Source organism: Ensifer sp. Root142, assembly GCF_001426785.1.
GTDB classification, from domain to species: Bacteria; Pseudomonadota; Alphaproteobacteria; order Rhizobiales; family Rhizobiaceae; genus Ensifer; species Ensifer canadensis.
Genome location: NZ_LMFK01000002.1, coordinates 245,038 through 261,996, shown reverse-complemented (window position 1 = coordinate 261,996; position 16,959 = coordinate 245,038). Strand labels below are relative to the sequence as shown.

Below are 16,959 nucleotides of genomic sequence, written 5' to 3'. Positions count from 1 at the left end.
CCGCGGCCCAAGGAACCTCAACGCGGAACCCGCGTTTGGATGGTAGTTAAATGGCGGGACGAAATTCATGGCAAAAGCGACCAGGGCACGGGCGGAAATGGAACGAAGCAAGGGCAAGCACATTGCGCATGGGGCAGGGGATCTCCCCCGGGTTCGTGTCGATGAGTATAATTTTGAAATCAAAGACAAGAACGGCTTCATTGGCGACAGAGCCAACAAGGAAGCATTCAAGGAGATGATCGCACGCTGGCGCAAGATCGCATCCGACAACGCCCCCGACCCTCTGGGACGCAAGCAAACGGAAATGCTCTCGAAAAGGACGATCGATCGTTTCCTGACTGACGGAAAGCCGGCGGCGGCGGTGACAGTGTGGAGTGCGATCGAGGAGTTCGCCCATGAGCTCGTGTCAGTCTTGCTGCGGTACCTGGCGGAGAAAAGCTGGAGCGGTACACAGAAGGTGGTGGTGGGGGGCGGCTTCGTTTCCAGCCAAGCCGGGGCGTTGAGTATAAAGCGAGCCCAGATGATCCTGAGGAAGCAAGGTTCAGCAATGGAGCTCAATATAATTCGTCATCATCCCGACGACGCGGGGCTGATCGGAAGCGTGCACCTTTTACCTCATTGGATGCTCAAAGGGCACCAAGCGATACTCGCTGTGGACATCGGTGGAACCAATATTCGGGTTGGTGTCGTCGAACTGAACACACAAAAGGCTAAGAACTTTGCTCATGCGAAGGTTGGCAAATCGCACGTATGGCGGCACGCCGACGATGAGCCGAACCGGACCACGTGCGTTGAAAAGGTCGCCGCGATGCTCAGGCATATGGTGGAACATGCGCGAAAGAAAAAGCTCGATCTCGCTCCAGCAGTCGGCATCGCCTGTCCCGGGATCATCGAAGAAACGGGCTCGATTACCCGCGGTGCGCAAAATCTGCCGGGAGGCAACTGGGAGAGCGAAAGCTTCAACCTGCCCGAGGTCTTGCGACGTGCGGTACCGAAGATTGGAGACCAAGACAGTTTTTTCGTCATGCACAATGACGCCGTCGTACAAGGGTTGTCGCAGCTTCCCTTTCTCGATGATGCACAAAGCTGGGGCGTATTGACGATTGGAACAGGCTTGGGCAACGCGCATTTCTCCACGAAGCCTGAACTCAATAAAGTGGCCTAGGTTCCATCAGAGGTGATGCCGAGGCCCGTTATCGCTCGACGTGCCGCTCATTAGTAACTTGTCGATAGTAATGGGAAAGTCGCGGAAACGAGTCCCTGTTGCGTGAGATATCGCATTTGAAACGGCAGCGGCAACACCGATAATGCCGATCTCGCCCAGTCCTTTTGCTCCGATGGGGCTCACCTTGTTGTCATCCTCCTCGACAAAAATCACCTCAAGCCCGTCGATATCGGCATTTGTGGGCACGTGATACTCGGCCAAGTTATGGTTGACGATCCGGCCGATGCGGTGGTCGATCATCCCCTTTTCATGCAACGCCATGCCAATTCCCATCACAATGCCGCCCAGAATCTGGCTTCGAGCGGTCTTGGGATTAAGGATGCGGCCCGCGGCAATGGCGCTGACAACTCGCGTGACGCGAACAACGCCGAGATCAGCATCCACCTTGACCTCGGCAAACACGGCTGAATGGGTGTAGGCAGCAAATGTCTTGGCGAGTTTCTTGTCTGGCCCGGCTACTCCAAGTTCTTCGATGGCCGAGACGCCGACAAAGCTCATGATGTCGGACAAAGCCAGACCGAGCTGGTGATTGGTCTTGAGAACGAGGCGACCCTCGGCAATTTCGACTTCCTTGGCTGCGGCGTGTTTTAGCGGCGTGCCAGACATGACATGCGCATGCTTGAGGAGAGTTTCAATGACACGCTTTGATGCTGCCTGGACGGCAGTACCAGATGATGCAGCTGTGTAGGATCCGCCTTCGACGGCCGTCTTAGGAAGAGAAGAGTCCCCGATCTGAACGGTGACGTTGTCAATTGGAACATCGAAGCAATCAGCGGCAATCTGGCCGAGGATCGTATAGGTGCCGGTCCCGATATCGGAAGCGGCAGCCGAGACGTAGACCTTGCCATCAGAAGAAACCCGCACTTTGGCTTCAGCTGGCGACATTTTAGCTTCCCATAAGCCCGTTGCCATTCCCCAACCCACAAGGTCATTTCCCTCGCGCATCGAGCGCGGTTCTGCCGAACGCCCTGACCATCCGAAGCGTGAAGCGCCTTCATGGTAACAAGCCATCAACGCCTTGGAGGTGATTTCCTTGTCTTGGTTCTGGTCCCGATGGGCGAAATTGCGGATGCGGAAATCCAATGGGTCAGTTCCTGTGGCGAAAGCGAGTTCGTCAATTGCCACCTCAAGGGCCGTTATACCTGTTGCCGCCCCGGGCGCGCGCATATCGCCTGGAGTAGAAACGTCGAGCTTGACGATTTCATACGTAATCTTGACGTTTTCGCAATGGTAGGCGAGGCCGGACCAATTAGCGACGTTTTCCTGGTAATCTTCATGACGGGACGTCGAATGGACGGCGTGGTGCATGACCGATATCAGGTTTCCATTTCCATCGGCTGCAAGGGAGACCTGTTGGAAACTAGAGGGCCGCCAAGTCAGGTAAAACATCTCGCGGCGGCTCATCTCGACCTTGATCGATCGTTTCAGATCAAGGCTCGCCATCACAGCCAAAAAGAGTTGGTACTTCGGCCGCAATCCCTGCCCGAAAGCACCTCCTACGAAACTGTTCTTCACCGTTAATTTTTCGGACGCTAACCCGAATACATTGCAAATGTACTCGTGGGAGTTCTGCGAGCCCTGGGTTTTGTCATACACGGTCAAATCGCCGTTGCCATTTCGTATCACTGTCGTGGCGAACAGTTCCATCGGATTGTGATGTTCACCATCCATCCGGTACTCGGCGGAAATCTTGTATGGCGCGGCTGCGAAGGCAGCGTGCGCATCGCCGCGAGGCGGCGGCGGCATAGATTGCTCAGAGCGGGGCACCGGCGGCACGTAGCTTTCGTCGAGATTGCGCTCAAGATCAGTTTGCGGACGGTTGGGCAGATAGTGTACCCGCACACAGCTCGCTGCATCTCGTGCCGCCTCGTAGCTGTCGGCAACCACAAGTGCCACGGGCTGACCGTCGAAAAGTATGCGGTCATTTTCTAGCGGGCGGAAGGGATGACCGGGCAGAGCGACCTGATCCTTCCACTTGCTATTTCGGTAAGCGACCGCCGGGCGGTTTTCGTGCGTGAAGACCTTCACGACGCCGGGCATGCAGGCCGCATGGTCTATGTCGATCGAGGCAATCTTACCCGTTGCAATATTGGCGGACACCACGCATCCAAACAGCAAGCCTGTGTCAAAATATTCCGCGGCATACCGCGCCTGACCGGTTACCTTTAACGGGCCATCCACGCGTGAATGTGGCGCGCCGACCGCTTTGTTTTCGCGTAGCATGTAAAAGCCCTTTACTATCGTGTCTGTCGCGGCCCATTCCCCTGAGATTGGGACGGACGCGTCGCCGCCTCGGTCAGTGCACGCGCAATGGCACGCTTCGCCAACACTATTTTGAAATCGTTGTCACCGTATCCTTTGGCGCCGGTCAACAGCCTGTCGGCAAGACGGCGGAACGTTGCATCTTCCGCCATTTCCCCAGCGAACTCCGCCTCAACCAGAGGGTCTCGCCAAGGTTTGTGCGCCACCCCCCCGAGGGCCAGCCTCACATCAACGATGCGTCCGTCGGATAGATCAATTGCTGCGGCAACGGAGACGAGCGCAAAGGCATAGGAGAGGCGGTCACGCAGCTTCAAATAGCTGTTGTGCGCGACGAAGTGGTTAGGCTCGAGTCGGATCGCGACGACGATTTCGCCAGGTTCCAATGAGTTGTCCCGGTCTGGCTCCTGGCCGGGAAGCCGGTGGAAGTCGGCCAGCGCAATACAACGTTGGCCTTTCGGTCCTATAACCTCGACTGTCGCTCCCAGGGCGGCCAGGCCAACGCACATATCCGACGGATGAACTGCGATGCAGCTTTCGCTCGCACCAAGGATAGCGTGATTTCGATTAAAGCCGCCGCGCGCAGAGCAGCCCGAGCCGGGACGGCGCTTATTGCAAGGCGTGGCAGGATCGTAGAAGTAGTAGCAACGGGTTCGTTGCAGAAGATTACCACCGGTCGTAGCCGCGTTTCGCAATTGTGGTGATGCACCAGCCAGAATGGCGCTTGTGAGTAGGGGATAGCGATTTATCACTCGTCGATCATGGGCGAGCGCCGAATTGCTGACCAGCGCGCCGATCCTCAGCCCGCCATCGGGCAACTCTTCGATGTCTTTCAACGGCAGGCGGTTGATGTCGATGATCGCTTCTGGATGCACAACATCGTATTTCATCAAGTCAACGAGATTGGTCCCGCCCGCGAGGACGAAAGCGCGCGGATTGGCTGAAAGCGCGCGTATCGCATTCTCCACGGATTCGGGCCGGGTGTAGGAAAACGGCTTCATCGTCCGGATCCGTCCGATTTATGCCGACCATTCGACTGCAAGACTGTTTCGATGGCGTCGATGATGTTGGTATAGGCGCCGCACCGGCAGAGATTACCGCTCATCAGTTCACGGATCTCGGCGCGTGAATACGCTCGGCCTTCATTGACCAGGCTTATCGCGGAACAAATTTGCCCTGGCGTGCAGTAGCCGCATTGAAACGCATCGTGATCAAGAAAAGCCTGTTGCATCGGGTGCAAAGCATCCGGAGTGCCGAAGCCTTCGATCGTCCTTATATCAGCCCCATCCAGCGATACGGCGAGCTTAAGGCAGGAATTTATGCGTTCACCATCAATCAAGACCGTGCATGCGCCGCATTGTCCATGATCGCAGCCCTTCTTAGTGCCCGTAAGCTCGAGCGGACCGCGCAGCAGATCCAGCAGCGTAATCCATGGGGCGATTTCGACGTTTGTTGTTTGGCCGTTGACCATGAATGATACCGCGCACTTTGGTGCGTGCATCGACGAGCGTGTGATCACGGGAAACCCTTTCACTGCTGCTCTGGGCCAAACGGCAGTCGCTTAAGAATGTTCCAATAGGCCAGACGAATGTTTCCCCGTCGCGCCGATGTCAACAATCATCGGTTTTCCGCGAAAACAGCAGTATCCTAGTGATTTTCAACAAGTTCCCTTGAAAACATAGCCCTTCGCGGACTTCCGGCGGACGATTTTCCGAAGAAGCACCAAAGCGTCCGTCTCGGATGCAAAGTGGTGGCTCATCTCCTGGCCGCGCGTACCGATACGCCCCCAAGCTCGAATGAGGGAAACTTCGCCAAACAGCGTCGGCTGTATCGACAACATATAATAGCGCGCCATGTTGCGGCTTGGATCTATCCGTTGAAAGTATAGGTTGGAGCACTGCTGGGTCATGAACACAGCATCACGTGTTCAAGATTCCGCGTCCAATCAGACTTTTGAATCGGTTGGGGCGAACTGATTCACGTTGTTGATGTAAACGCCCGTTCAGAAACAACGGAGAATCTAATGCGCCGGTGCAGCGATGGAGAACGGGACCGCGGCAGCGAAACCCTTTCTTCCGGCGGAATGAATGTGTTGCGGGCGCTTACTGATCAGAATTCATACACAAACTTTGGACCTAGGAGAGCCGATGCCCGACGAAAGCGTGATCCGCGCCTGAGCGTCGCCAGATAATCTTGGATTCAAAAAGATTGTTTAGGTTGAGGAAATCAGCCTGTCCAAACGGATGCTTTTGGATCGAGCAGGTGTTCTTGGCGGTCACGATGACGGTGTCGCGGGCGGCGATGGATCCGACCTGACACAGCGACGAAGACGGACATCGCACTGGAGCGGTCCTATCGGCATCGGCAAGAAACTTGCCTCGTATGGCGATCGCAGCCGTCGTCGGATCGAGGAGATCGGGCGCCTTGATACCAGGTTGATGGTGCATATTGATCGGATTCTTCGGGAGCAGTTTGAGAGAGCGACAGCAATCCTTGAAGGGCATCTGCGTGCGTGAAGCTGGCGGCTTGGTCTTGCGTCTCGAACTCCCCGCCTGGAAGTCTTGGACCGCTTGACCAAGACAGCAGCGGTAAGGGCTGGATCTGGTATGCGATTTCGAACCTCGGGCTGGTAGGCGCACCTACGAAATCAAGATTTCTGGGTCGGCGAACAGCCGCCGCCCGTGAGAGTCCAGGACTCCGGGGAAGGGGATTCGCGTCATGCTAATCCCGGAGATCCGCCTTCTCGACGTCAGATCGCATGAGGGAGCTATGCGGTCTTCGTCGTGTTACGCCGAAATCGGTTGGTCCTGGGCCTTTCCGGTCACCCGGTCGCGCACGCTCTCCAGAATCTCGTCGGACAAGACGGGATCGTTCACCGCCCGGGACATGACGAGAGCGCCGACGAAGCTTGCGACATCCGCGATCGCTTGGCTGCGGTCAGGCTTGAAACCACTCTCCGTCTGCCAGTTCTCCATATGGGCGATCAACCCGCGGATATGATCTGTCACCGGGCCTCGCTCCGCCTCCGGCAGTCTTGCGAGCTCCGGCCCAAGAGCGGCCACGGTGCATCCCGCTCCAACGGCGGCGCGATGCTCTGGTGAAAGATAGGATTTCGCGAAATCGTCCAACGATCCACTGAGGGCATCGGCGCCCAGCATGTTCTGCATCGCATGGGCCAGCGCTTGCTCTGCAAGATCGCTCTTGGATTTGAAGTGGCCGTAGAAGCCGCCATGGGTGAGGCCGGCCCCTTTCATGACGGCATCGACACCGACGGCATGGATGCCATTCTCGCGAAACAGCTTTGCTGCCGTATCGAGAATCCGCTGCCGGTTATCCTTTGCCTGTTCCTTGGTCGGACGCATGCGCAACTCCTTTCGGAAAATACCCTTGACAATTTATATGACGACCGTCATTTAAATGCAATGCATGACGATCGTCATTTAAATAAACAAACCCGGCGGAAACGCTTTTTAGAAGGATGAAGCACATGAGCATGCGTTATAGAGTTTTCGGCCGCACCGGCCTTCGCGTTTCGTCGTTGGCGCTGGGCACCGGCAATTTCGGCACCGGCTGGGGCTACGGCGCGGACCGAGAGACTGCGAAGCAGATATTCGAGGGTTACCGCACCGCCGGCGGCAATTTCATCGATACGGCCGACCAGTATCAGTTCGGCCACTCGGAAACGCTGACCGGCGAATTCATCACTAGCGAGCGCGACGATATCGTGCTCGCTACAAAGTTCTCGCTGGGCGATGCGCCGACCAGCGGCTTGCAGCGCACTGGCAACAGCCGCAAGGCGATGATTCAATCCGTGGAAGCCAGCCTGAAGCGCCTGAACACCGATCGCATCGATCTTCTCTGGGTGCATATGCCGGATGCCGTCACCCCGATCGACGAAATCGTCCGCGGCCTTGATGACCTCTCCCGTTCCGGCAAGATCCTCTATTCCGGCCTGTCGGACTTCCCAGCCTGGCGCGTCGCCACCGCCGCCACCTTGGCAGACCTGCGCGGCTGGTCGCCGATCTCGGCGCTGCAGATCGAATACAGCCTCGTGGAACGCACCGTCGAGCGCGAGCTGATCCCCATGGCCAATGCCTTTGGACTGGGCACCGTTAGCTGGTCACCGCTTGGCGGTGGTCTCCTCACCGGAAAATATCGCAAGGGCGAGACGGGCAGGGCGCAAGGGCTCGGCGCGGTCATCCATGGTGAAAGCGACGATCGCAAGACGGCAACCGTTGACGTGGTTCTGGCGATTGCCGAGGAAACCGGACTTCCTGCCGGTCAGATCGCCATCGCCTGGGTACTAGCCAAAGGCTCAACGCTGCCGATCATCGGTCCGCGCACCAAGGAGCAGCTCGACGACAATCTTTCAGCACTCAATGTTCGCCTGACCGAAGAGCAGATCGCCCGCCTCGATACCGCCAGCGCCATCCCGCTCGGCTTCCCCTACGATATCGTTACCGGCAGTCGCGGTCGTCTGGCGGGCGGCAAGGAGGATGTGATGGACTGGCCGGCCGCTGCGGTGAAGTGAGGCCGTTGATCGGCCGAATTTTCCATCCGTCATGCTCGGCCCGGGGCGAAGCTTCCGTTTTCGCGGGGTGAGTCCTCGGCTCACCACCCGGGGATGACGGAGTGGCTCCCGGACAGAAGCCCAATGTCGCCGCGACGATGTCGAAGCAGCCCTCCATGGACGTGTTCTTTCGACGTCGGCAAGGCTTTGCCGTTGTCGCCCTGGGACTAGGGAAGCGTAAGACTGGGACAGTGAACGACGGGCGTCAAGCTTGGCGAGAGGTGTTCGCGCCAGGAGTGCGGTTGTTACCGTTCTATGTCATGTTATTTCATTACATAAAATCAGATAAGAGTAATTATGGAACTTGGTTGTGTTCTTCCATGGGTTCCTTTTTGCATACCGCGCATTTCAGTTCTCCCGAATAGGTTTTCTGGCTTTTCCGAACCCAAGGATGATCTGGCAGGTTTGGGCCACGACTATTTCGCCCTTTCCGCGCAAGTAGGGACCGCCGATTTTAGTCCCGCCATCTGCAGCCAAGGAAACTCCCGTGTTCGAACTACCGTTCGGCCGCGTCGGCATCGCTATCTGCTACGATGGCTGGTTTCCTAAAACGTTCCGCTCGCTTGCGCTGGCTTGCGCCGAACTCGTTTGCGTTCCCACGAACTGGGTGCCGATGGCGGGGCCGAGAGCGTCGCCGCGCCAGTGGCGAACATTCTCCATAAAGCGGCTGCCCATACGAACGGCCTCTTCATCGCCTGCGCTGACCGGGCGGGAACGGAACGCGGACAGCGTTTTATCGGGCACAGCCTGATCATAAGGATGGCTGACCAGCGCCCTGCCCGGCAAGCGCCGATCGCCAGGAATTCCTCGTTGCGAAAATCGATCTGTGGAGCGTCGCCGGGACCCGGGCGCTCACCGTTTCAACCATCTGCTCGGCGATAGCCGCGCGGTGGAAGGAAGTAAACGTCGCCAGTGTGCTCTTCTGGTGGACTATCGTCCAATTCGACGTGGCCTATTCGCATCGAAGCCGTCCCAACCGAGCGCAGGATTACCCCTCGATCGCGGCAGACTGGCGTACGTGGCCGCCGGGTCATGTGTTACCCGCGAGCATGACGACGAACAACGCGCCGATCCCAACCGCACGGTTTTGGTGCGGTGAGCGGCCCGTCATTCGCCGTCGTCTCCGGTGCAGTGCGTCTAACCTACGGTGAGCGTAAGTCCCCTACGCAACGTTGCCGGCATCCGCCTAGAAGCTGGCTCCTTCCAATTTCGCGATCAGCATATCGCGGTCCTCTCCGGACTTCAGCCGTACCGTCAAGGCCGTGCTCTTGACAGGCACCTGGGGCGGTAGGGACACGGCAACGCCCGGAACGTTCTTGGCTGCCCATTGCCTGAAGCGGGGCAGCTTGTTCGGGCCGCTGATGGGGAAAGTGTGGCTGTATCTGAAGCTCATTGCGGGTTCTTTCTCAAAATGGGCAACGGCCGGCACGCGAATCGTCAGCGTTGCTCCGCAGGGTTCGATCTGGGATTGGACAAATTCCTGGCGCCCCTCTTGCCGTCGCAGGTAGCGGCGCCAGGCGGTCAGCGTCTGGCGTTGACCCTGCGGATGGGAAATGCGGTGCGCCGCCGATCGCGCCGGGGGAAGATCGTTGAAGACATCCGTGTTTCCTCAGCTCCTTATCTTGCTCGGCCCAGCGCGTGCAAGATGACGGCTGGCGGGCCGGTCGGAGGGCTCCAGGCGCTCCGGCGCGGTCGCCAGCGCCCTGACGAAGGCGGAAAGCTCGATGTCATCGAGCCTGTCCGCAGCCGCCTCAACGGAGAACCAACGCCGCTGCCTCTGATCTTTTTCTCGCCAGTGGGTCAGAGTGCCTCGTACATTCATGCCGAACACGGCGACGCGGCAGGGGATCTCCGAGCCGTCGTCCAATGCCTTCATGTATCGATAGGTGGTGACCGGTGAAGGCCACATGTCACCAATGATCCCGGCCTCCTCGAAGGCCTCCCGCGCCGCTGCGACAAGGAGCGGGTATCCTTTCATCGGCCATCCCTTGGGCACGATCCATCGCCCCCGCCTGCGTGACGTTATGAGTAAGACCTTCGGCGCGCCGTCGCGCCGAATGCGCCAGGGCAAGACCCCAACCTGCTGCAATTCGTCGATGCCGCTGGCCCTCAATGCATGATCGTCGATTTTTGTGTTGTGGCTCATCGTCGGCATCCCTCCTCAAGAAAGGTGGTTGCAACACAAAGCGGACGCCGGTTGTGACCGACGGAAAAAGCGCGGCGGGCGGCCAAGCTAAGAATTGGCGTCTTGCACCATGGGCAGCGGGCCGCGGCAACGGGAAGATGGCGATTGCAGGTGACGCAGATCGGGCGAGATCGTAAGTGGGACATGGATACGCTCCATTAACGCGCCGTGTGTTCGGCACAAATAGAACCGCACTGTTCTTGATCATGTGTTCCCGGAGCGGCGGGTCTGTGGCGGCGTTACAGAGTCAAGGCTGCCTGCTCCGGGAGGGGGAGCATGCTTGATCGGTAAGACTCAAAATCTTGACAGACGTATCCATACACATGCCCTGCATTTAGACAGCGCATGCAGCAATTTCAAGGGTAAGCTCCTTTCAACGCCTCCGTTTCCGGAACGCCGCGGAAGCCGCCCGCAGAGCCGCATGGGCAATATTCAGGTGCGCGTTAATTCTCATCATTTGTTGCTCGATGAGGTGACGGGCCTTGACGTCACCACCCGGGCCGGATCATCCAGCTTCTTTCCGATATCAGAGCCCGCATGGGCATGGCGATGCTCTCCGTCACCATCATCTCGCGCTGCTCGCTCAAATCGCCGATCGCGTCATGTATACCGGCCTCTCGTCGAAGTCGCCCTGCTTGACACTTACGGTAAGGCATCGGTGGCGACCGACTTGTCGGGATCATCCGAGCCCGCTCTGAGGGTCGCCCTGCGATGGTTTTCGCTGCGTTATCTTACGCTTTTTCACGCGTTCGACCTTCCCTATCGCGGCTGGATCGATGACAGAATGGCTAGCCCGTCACAACTCCGGCCCCCGAGGTCCGTGTCGGCTGGCGCGCGGCGTGCTCGAATTACCGGTCGTGTAGCCAGCGTCCAAAGGCCGCATCTCGACAAATTGAATCCAATGCCTCAAGTGACCACATGGGAATCATGACTACTTCACGTCGACACAAGAAATACTTGGTTCTCTCAGCGTCCCTGCTGACGCGCTCGTAGCCCCGAGCGGCTCGAACGCACCCGTTCGCCGTTTCGGGGATCCCTCTCAAATAAACGATCTGGCCACGGCTACTCGCGCTCGGCGCTCAGCGCCGTTGCGTCTGCATGCCCGTTCGCCGCTTCGCTTCCGCGACCACGCGAGCGGGCCGATCATTGCTGCGAAGGGCAACAATGTCCGCATACGAACACTCATCACCCCAAGACCGCCAGGATCCGACGCTGCGCAATTTCAGCGTGACGAAACTTCTTCTACGTACCCTGCAACGCCGGCAGCGGAGGCGGGCGACCGCCGCGCTTCACAACCTCGACGACAGGCTGCTCGAGGACATTGGTATAACGAGGAACGATATCCCGCGGATCGTCGAAAGGCTCCTCAGCTACAGAGCAGAAACCGCACTCTTTGGAACTACAAGATATGCCGCTGATAAGGTTTTGAGGCCGCCTTGCGAAGCTTCCGGGAGGTCAAAACGGGCCATTGGGACGAAGGAACTCGGAAGACACCGAACGGCAAATAACGCCAACTGGAAGCCTTCGATGAAGACAAAACGTCGACTGCTGGGAATGCCTCGTTGACTCTACTCTTCTCCGAACTCCAGCGGCATATCGCGGCTTCGTGCAGAATACTTAGATGCGAATCCGATCCGCCGCCACTATGCAGGCGGTGATGTAACGCGCGAGCAACGATGTATTGCGCCGATGGACGAAATAACGGCTTACGACATGTCGGAGCATCGCAGATATTTATAGGTGCAACTCTAAACTGTATTCAGGCAAAATATTGAATCTATGCCCGATCCATTGAAAGATTCTCACTTTGCTAACCATTTTGCATCACGTTCCCTTAGCCACCCGACGATGATCTCGGGAATTGCACTTGTGTGCGACATGACTTCATCACGTCAGAAATGAATTCGGCGCGCCAGAAGAGACATGTCCACGTTGAGAAATGTCCATCATGAGAATCAAGAACCAATTCATCATCCTGGCATCCGCCACCGGTATCGCTATTACGGGCCTGGTCGGTAGCCTGTGGGGATACGACGGCGCTGCCACGGATGTGACAAAGGCCTACGACCAGAAGTACCGATCTTATCTGCTTGCCGATAATTTGCGCCAGTCGTCCGACGACCTCACTCGTTTGGTGCGGACATATGCCGAAACCGGCGACGTTTCTTTCAAGGAACAATACAATGCCGTCGTAGAGATCAGAAACGGTACACGACCGCGCCCGGAAGACTATCACCGGATCTATTGGGACTTCGTCGCAAGCGGAGAGACCAAGCCTCGGCCCGATGGTGTCGCCGTTTCCCTAAACGACCTCATGAAGCAGGCCGGCTTCACGGACGAGGAATTCTCGCTCCTTGACGAGGCCGGCAAGCGCTCCGACGGGCTGATCAAGCTGGAAACAGAGGCGATGGATCTCGTGGACAATGCCGCGACGAAGGGGCCGGAGTCCCAGCGCAAGGCGACGCAGATGCTCAACTCGCCGGACTACCATCGCTACAAGGCCGAGATCATGAAGCCGGTCGATACCTTCTTCGTCAAACTCGAAGCGCGCACCCAGGCGGCGGTGGATGAGGCGAACGCGCGTGCCTCATTCTACTGGAGCCTTACGATCGCTGCCATGTCCGCTCTCGTTTTGATGCTGGCCATTATCGGTCTCGTGACCTTCAAGCGGATCATTGGCGGCATGTACAAACTCGGTGCGTCGATGGGCCTCGTCGCAGGTGGGCAGTTGGACGCCCAGATCGATCTTGCAAAGAACGATGACGAGATCGGCGACATGGGCAAGGCGCTGGAAGTTTTCCGGCAAGGCGCGATCGCCAACAGACGGTTGGAGAATGAGGCGGAAGAAAATCGCAGGCGTGCTGAGGTCGAGCGGATTGCGACGCAGGAAAAGGCCGAAGCCGATGCAGCCGAACGCCTCCGCGTTGCGACCTCCGGACTTGCCGCCGGCCTGAAGCGCCTTGCCTCCGGCGACCTCGCTTTCCAGCTCAACGAGGCCTTCGCGCAGGATTTCGAAGCCTTGCGCCGCGACTTCAACCATTCTGTCTCCCAGCTCGGCACGACGATGTCCGAAATATCGAACTCGATCTCTGGGCTTGATACCGGCACCCGCGAGATCGCCGACGGTACGGACGACCTATCAAAGCGCACCGAGCAGCAAGCGGCCTCGCTCGAGGAAACGGCCGCAGCCCTTGACGAGATCACTGTCAACGTCGCCAATTCCAGCAAGCGCACCGAAGAAGCCAAGAATGTCGCGAGCCGCGCCAATCAATCGGCTGCTGAATCTGCGCAAGTTGTCTCACATGCTGAAGAGGCCATGCGCAAGATCGAGGAAAGCTCACAACAGATTTCCAACATCATCGGCGTCATCGACGAGATTGCTTTTCAGACCAATCTCTTGGCACTGAACGCCGGGGTGGAGGCCGCACGGGCGGGCGACGCCGGCAAGGGTTTTGCCGTTGTAGCCCAGGAAGTGCGGGAGCTAGCCCAACGGTCCGCCCAAGCGGCCAAGGAAATCAAGGGGCTCATCCATAACTCGTCTACAGAAGTCGGAAACGGAGTGAAACTGGTTCGCGATGCCGGTTCGGCATTGAAAACCATCAGCGGCTTCATCGTCGAAATCAATGCGCACATGGAATCGATCGCCACATCTGCGAAAGAACAGTCAGTGGGGCTCGCCGAGGTTAACACGGCTGTCAATTCGATGGACCAGACGACGCAGCAGAATGCGGCAATGGTGGAACAATCGAACGCGGCGTCAAACACACTTGCCTCGGAAGCCGTCAGGCTGCGGGAACTGGTCAGCCAGTTCAGGCTCGAAGGCATGACCGCAACGCATCCCGGCTCACCGCGCGTTGCCCGTAGTGCTGATTCCGCAGTTGCCTCCCCTGCCCGCTCCCTCAGCCGTAAGGTCGCATCCGCATTCAGCGGCAATGCGGCGCTGGCAACCAGCCACTGGGAAGAGTACTGAGAGGTTGATATTTAGCATTTCGTCTTGGACGCGCTCGCGACAACGGAGCGCGTCCAACGATGGCCTTTACACGCACAAGGCTCGCCACCATCGTAGCTCTCTCTATTTCGTAAAAAGCGAGGAGATCAACCCGCAGGGACAACCGCGCTGCCTGCTCGACTCACGGATCCTTGTCTCAGCCGATCGCTACTTTAATCAACGCATCGCGCCGGCATCGAGGCAGCCATGACCGAGATCAAGGGTGAAACTTTCAAACAAGGCTTTAACTTCTCTTCACGCAAAGGAACGTGGCCGATCAATCCAATAGGCCTTTGATCGTCGCGACAGGCAAAAACATGCGCATCGGCATCGATGGCAGCGACTGGAAGCCATACCAAGCGTAGAGTTCGACGCGACGCTTCGTCTTTTCCTCATTGCCACATTCGAGGACGTCAAGGAGAACAACGGCGATCCCGATCTGGTCGGCAATGCGGGCGATCCGTTTGAGACAATCGGCAAGGAGATCGCCACCGTAACCGCCACTCCTACAGCGCTCATCGCGCCCCACCATCGAGATATAGGCTGCAGGAATGCTTCCATGCCCAGGCCGCGAACGGGCATATTTCTCCGGCAGGTCGCGAAAGCTGATTGAATGACTATTGATTGCGTAAGAACCGATGACAGTCGTGCCGTCCTCCTCGGTCATCACATAGACCCGAAGATTGCCGGCTCTCGACAGTTTGTTGGCCGTCTTTTTGAAGAAGTTGTCGACTTGAGGGATACCGCAGGAAAAAGCCGCTCGATCATGCCTATTCGGATCGAGCAGCTCGATAACGCGTTTCGACGCTCTGGAATCTGCCATTATTTGGAATCTACGATGTTGCCGTGACGCTTGAACGCCTCCTTCAAACTATCAGCCGGCGCTGGCGGATTGTCGAGCGCGTCGAAAAACACCTGATGATCGGCCGGCTGCAAGATCGTTGTCTCATGCGCAGCGATCGTTGCAATGGCGGATTGATATGCGGCATTGATCGTAAAGGCGGAATCGTCGAGACCGGACAGTGCAGCGGCCCGCTGGATCGTCCTCTTAACGCGTTCCTTCGTACGGAAATTCATTCGAGCGCTGTTCGGCTCATTGATTTCGGTCGTGATATCCTTGATCGCGCCCATCATCGCCTCCTGCTATGAAGCGTGCATGTACTCTTAATGGGCGTACACGTCAATATAATCCGCCAAATGTACGTCAGCTAAACATACAATGAGGTCGATCGCAATACAGTTTGTAAAGCATCAGGGCGCGACGACCACGAGCGCGAAGAACGCCGCTCTCGTCAAAAGCTTCGGTGCGGATGTGGTGATGACTACACCAGCCAGACTTTGAGAAAGTTCTCTTGAACTACGACGTCGTGCTGAATAGCGAGATCCGAAGATACTTGCGAAATCCTAAACGTTCTGAAACCAGACGGCCACCTCGTTTCGATTTGAAGCCCCGCCGGATGCGGCATTCGAACGGGTTTCCAACGCCTCAGGAAGATACCCAATGCCAATCTGCGCAAGTGCCGAGTATTGGCGTCATAAGCTTTATGTGGGCATCGACTCGTTCCAGCACTTTTTCAGGCAGGAAGCTCAGAGTACAACATCGAGTGTCCGACATCTGGGACAACAATCGATAAACTGCGACTAGCGGCGGCGCACTCACAGGCCGAACAGATATTGCCAAATTGACACCCGTCCCCGGATAGTCCGAGGGCGAGGTTAGCTGGCTTTTTTCAATCCCGCGACCTTTCTAAGGTCGTCGTTCAATCGACTTTGCNCGGTCATTCATCTCGCCCCAATCGATAAACTGCGACTTGCGGCGGCGCGCTCACAGGCCGAACAGATATCGCCAAATTGACACCCGTCCCCGGATAGTCCGAGGGCGAGGTTAGCTGGCTTTTTTCAATCCCGCGACCTTTCTAAGGTCGTCGTTCAATCGACTTTGCCAGCCCTTGCCGCAGTTGCGCTTGTAGTGCTCGATGATGTCGGGGTCCAACCGAATGGATATCTGTTGCCGAGGTTTTTCGATAGCCGGGCGCCCTCTAGACCTCTTGATGCTTTCAGCCAGGTCAGGGAAAGCTTCCGCAAACGGCCTTGCTTGAGCTAACTGATCATCTGTTGCCTCTGGCGCGTCGGGGTCACTGGCTATCTTACGTTGGATTTCAGCCTCTTCTTTATCGGAGAGGTAGCGAACCTTGYGGGGTTGGTTGGTCATAGTAGGTTCCTTTCCTTCTGGCTGGCGTCACGCATGGAAATGATGGAAATGCCTTCGGTTCCAAGGTGGGCGAACACGACTGCGATAACGCCGTTGCGCAGGACGCCGATTGCCATGAAGCGGCCTTCCTTTGCCGGGATCACGAGAGACGACATGAAGAACTCGCCGTCCAGATCGTCAAANGATAACGCCGTTGCGCAGGACGCCGATTGCCATGAAGCGGCCTTCCTTTGCCGGGATCACGAGAGACGACATGAAGAACTCGCCGTCCAGATCGTCAAATTCATAGCCGTGCTTGGCATTAATGCAAGAATAAACGTGATACGTTTAATCGAGGAGATGAACCACAATTTCGCATCCGACGCTAAGGCCGCTCGACTCTTGAATTACGACGTCGTGCTGAATAGCGACGATCCGAAGATGCTTGCGAAAGCTTTAAATGTTCTGAAACCAGACGGCCACCTCGTTTCGATTTGAGGCCCCGCCGGATGCGGCATTCGAACGGGTTTCCAACGCCTCA

Annotated in this window: 15 protein-coding genes and 2 pseudogenes; 5 read left to right on the top strand and 12 right to left on the bottom strand. The window is 57.3% G+C overall.

Going from position 1 to position 16,959, the window contains the following annotated elements; genetic code table 11:
• The first annotated feature begins 67 nt into the window (after positions 1 to 67).
• Positions 68 to 1,165, top strand: a complete 1,098-nt coding sequence (locus tag ASD52_RS06175) for an ROK family protein (protein ID WP_057223608.1) — start codon at positions 68 to 70, stop codon at positions 1,163 to 1,165.
• Positions 1,166 to 1,171: 6 nt separating this feature from the next.
• On the opposite strand, the gene ASD52_RS06170 is transcribed toward ASD52_RS06175, so the two are convergent.
• The 6 genes from ASD52_RS06170 to ASD52_RS06145 all read right to left on the bottom strand — a co-directional run bounded on the left by ASD52_RS06170 (position 1,172) and on the right by ASD52_RS06145 (position 6,846).
• Positions 1,172 to 3,448 carry a xanthine dehydrogenase family protein molybdopterin-binding subunit gene (locus ASD52_RS06170; protein WP_057223606.1) on the bottom strand — a complete coding sequence of 759 codons (2,277 nt, stop codon included), beginning with the start codon at positions 3,446 to 3,448 and terminating at the stop codon, positions 1,172 to 1,174.
• Between the two features lie 14 nt (positions 3,449 to 3,462).
• Positions 3,463 to 4,485, bottom strand: a complete 1,023-nt coding sequence (locus ASD52_RS06165; protein ID WP_057205472.1) for a xanthine dehydrogenase family protein subunit M — start codon at positions 4,483 to 4,485, stop codon at positions 3,463 to 3,465.
• Positions 4,482 to 4,985, bottom strand: a complete 504-nt coding sequence (locus ASD52_RS36950) for a 2Fe-2S iron-sulfur cluster-binding protein (RefSeq protein ID WP_082523460.1) — start codon at positions 4,983 to 4,985, stop codon at positions 4,482 to 4,484. Before ASD52_RS36950 ends, ASD52_RS06165 begins: the two co-directional genes overlap by 4 nt.
• Positions 4,986 to 5,141: 156 nt before the next feature.
• Positions 5,142 to 5,393: a WGR domain-containing protein gene (locus tag ASD52_RS06155; protein ID WP_057205477.1), complete on the bottom strand. Its 252-nt coding sequence runs from the start codon at positions 5,391 to 5,393 to the stop codon at positions 5,142 to 5,144.
• A 226-nt stretch (positions 5,394 to 5,619) separates the two neighbouring features.
• Positions 5,620 to 5,988: a hypothetical protein gene (locus ASD52_RS06150; RefSeq protein WP_057223602.1), complete on the bottom strand. Its 369-nt coding sequence runs from the start codon at positions 5,986 to 5,988 to the stop codon at positions 5,620 to 5,622.
• Positions 5,989 to 6,270: 282 nt separating this feature from the next.
• A complete protein-coding gene (locus ASD52_RS06145; protein WP_057205481.1) occupies positions 6,271 to 6,846 on the bottom strand; it encodes a TetR family transcriptional regulator in 576 nt (191 codons plus the stop codon).
• 125 nt (positions 6,847 to 6,971) lie between these two features.
• Between ASD52_RS06145 and ASD52_RS06140 the strand changes: the two genes are divergently transcribed.
• Positions 6,972 to 8,015, top strand: a complete 1,044-nt coding sequence (locus ASD52_RS06140) for an aldo/keto reductase (protein ID WP_234908117.1) — start codon at positions 6,972 to 6,974, stop codon at positions 8,013 to 8,015.
• Between the two features lie 523 nt (positions 8,016 to 8,538).
• Positions 8,539 to 8,952: pseudogene (locus ASD52_RS39795) on the top strand (nitrilase-related carbon-nitrogen hydrolase); the annotation flags it as partial.
• Positions 8,953 to 9,240: 288 nt separating this feature from the next.
• Here the strand turns inward: ASD52_RS39795 and ASD52_RS06135 are convergent.
• Together ASD52_RS06135 and ASD52_RS06130 are read right to left on the bottom strand one after the other, a co-directional pair.
• On the bottom strand, positions 9,241 to 9,447 hold the full coding sequence (locus tag ASD52_RS06135; protein WP_057221707.1) for a hypothetical protein: 207 nt from the start codon (positions 9,445 to 9,447) through the stop codon (positions 9,241 to 9,243).
• Positions 9,448 to 9,663: 216 nt separating this feature from the next.
• Entirely contained in the window at positions 9,664 to 10,200 is a 537-nt protein-coding gene (locus ASD52_RS06130; protein ID WP_082571750.1) for an NUDIX hydrolase, read from the bottom strand.
• Positions 10,201 to 12,187: 1,987 nt separating this feature from the next.
• Here ASD52_RS06130 and ASD52_RS06125 point away from each other — a divergent pair.
• Positions 12,188 to 14,209, top strand: a complete 2,022-nt coding sequence (locus ASD52_RS06125) for a methyl-accepting chemotaxis protein (RefSeq protein WP_234908116.1) — start codon at positions 12,188 to 12,190, stop codon at positions 14,207 to 14,209.
• Positions 14,210 to 14,504: 295 nt separating this feature from the next.
• Here the strand turns inward: ASD52_RS06125 and ASD52_RS06120 are convergent, their stop codons facing one another.
• From ASD52_RS06120 to ASD52_RS40710, 4 genes are all read right to left on the bottom strand, one after another.
• Positions 14,505 to 14,894, bottom strand: a complete 390-nt coding sequence (locus tag ASD52_RS06120; RefSeq protein WP_244497430.1) for a GNAT family N-acetyltransferase — start codon at positions 14,892 to 14,894, stop codon at positions 14,505 to 14,507.
• A 155-nt stretch (positions 14,895 to 15,049) separates the two neighbouring features.
• Positions 15,050 to 15,358 carry a DUF1778 domain-containing protein gene (locus ASD52_RS06115; protein WP_156612924.1) on the bottom strand — a complete coding sequence of 103 codons (309 nt, stop codon included), beginning with the start codon at positions 15,356 to 15,358 and terminating at the stop codon, positions 15,050 to 15,052.
• 754 nt (positions 15,359 to 16,112) lie between these two features.
• A complete protein-coding gene (locus ASD52_RS06110; RefSeq protein ID WP_057223597.1) occupies positions 16,113 to 16,439 on the bottom strand; it encodes a BrnA antitoxin family protein in 327 nt (108 codons plus the stop codon).
• A complete protein-coding gene (locus ASD52_RS40710) occupies positions 16,436 to 16,612 on the bottom strand; it encodes a BrnT family toxin (RefSeq protein ID WP_234908119.1) in 177 nt (58 codons plus the stop codon). The genes ASD52_RS06110 and ASD52_RS40710 overlap by 4 nt, the downstream gene beginning before the upstream one ends.
• 10 nt (positions 16,613 to 16,622) lie before the next feature.
• Here ASD52_RS40710 and ASD52_RS06105 point away from each other — a divergent pair.
• Positions 16,623 to 16,916, top strand: a pseudogene (locus ASD52_RS06105) (hypothetical protein); the annotation flags it as partial.
• Positions 16,917 to 16,959 lie beyond the last annotated feature (43 nt).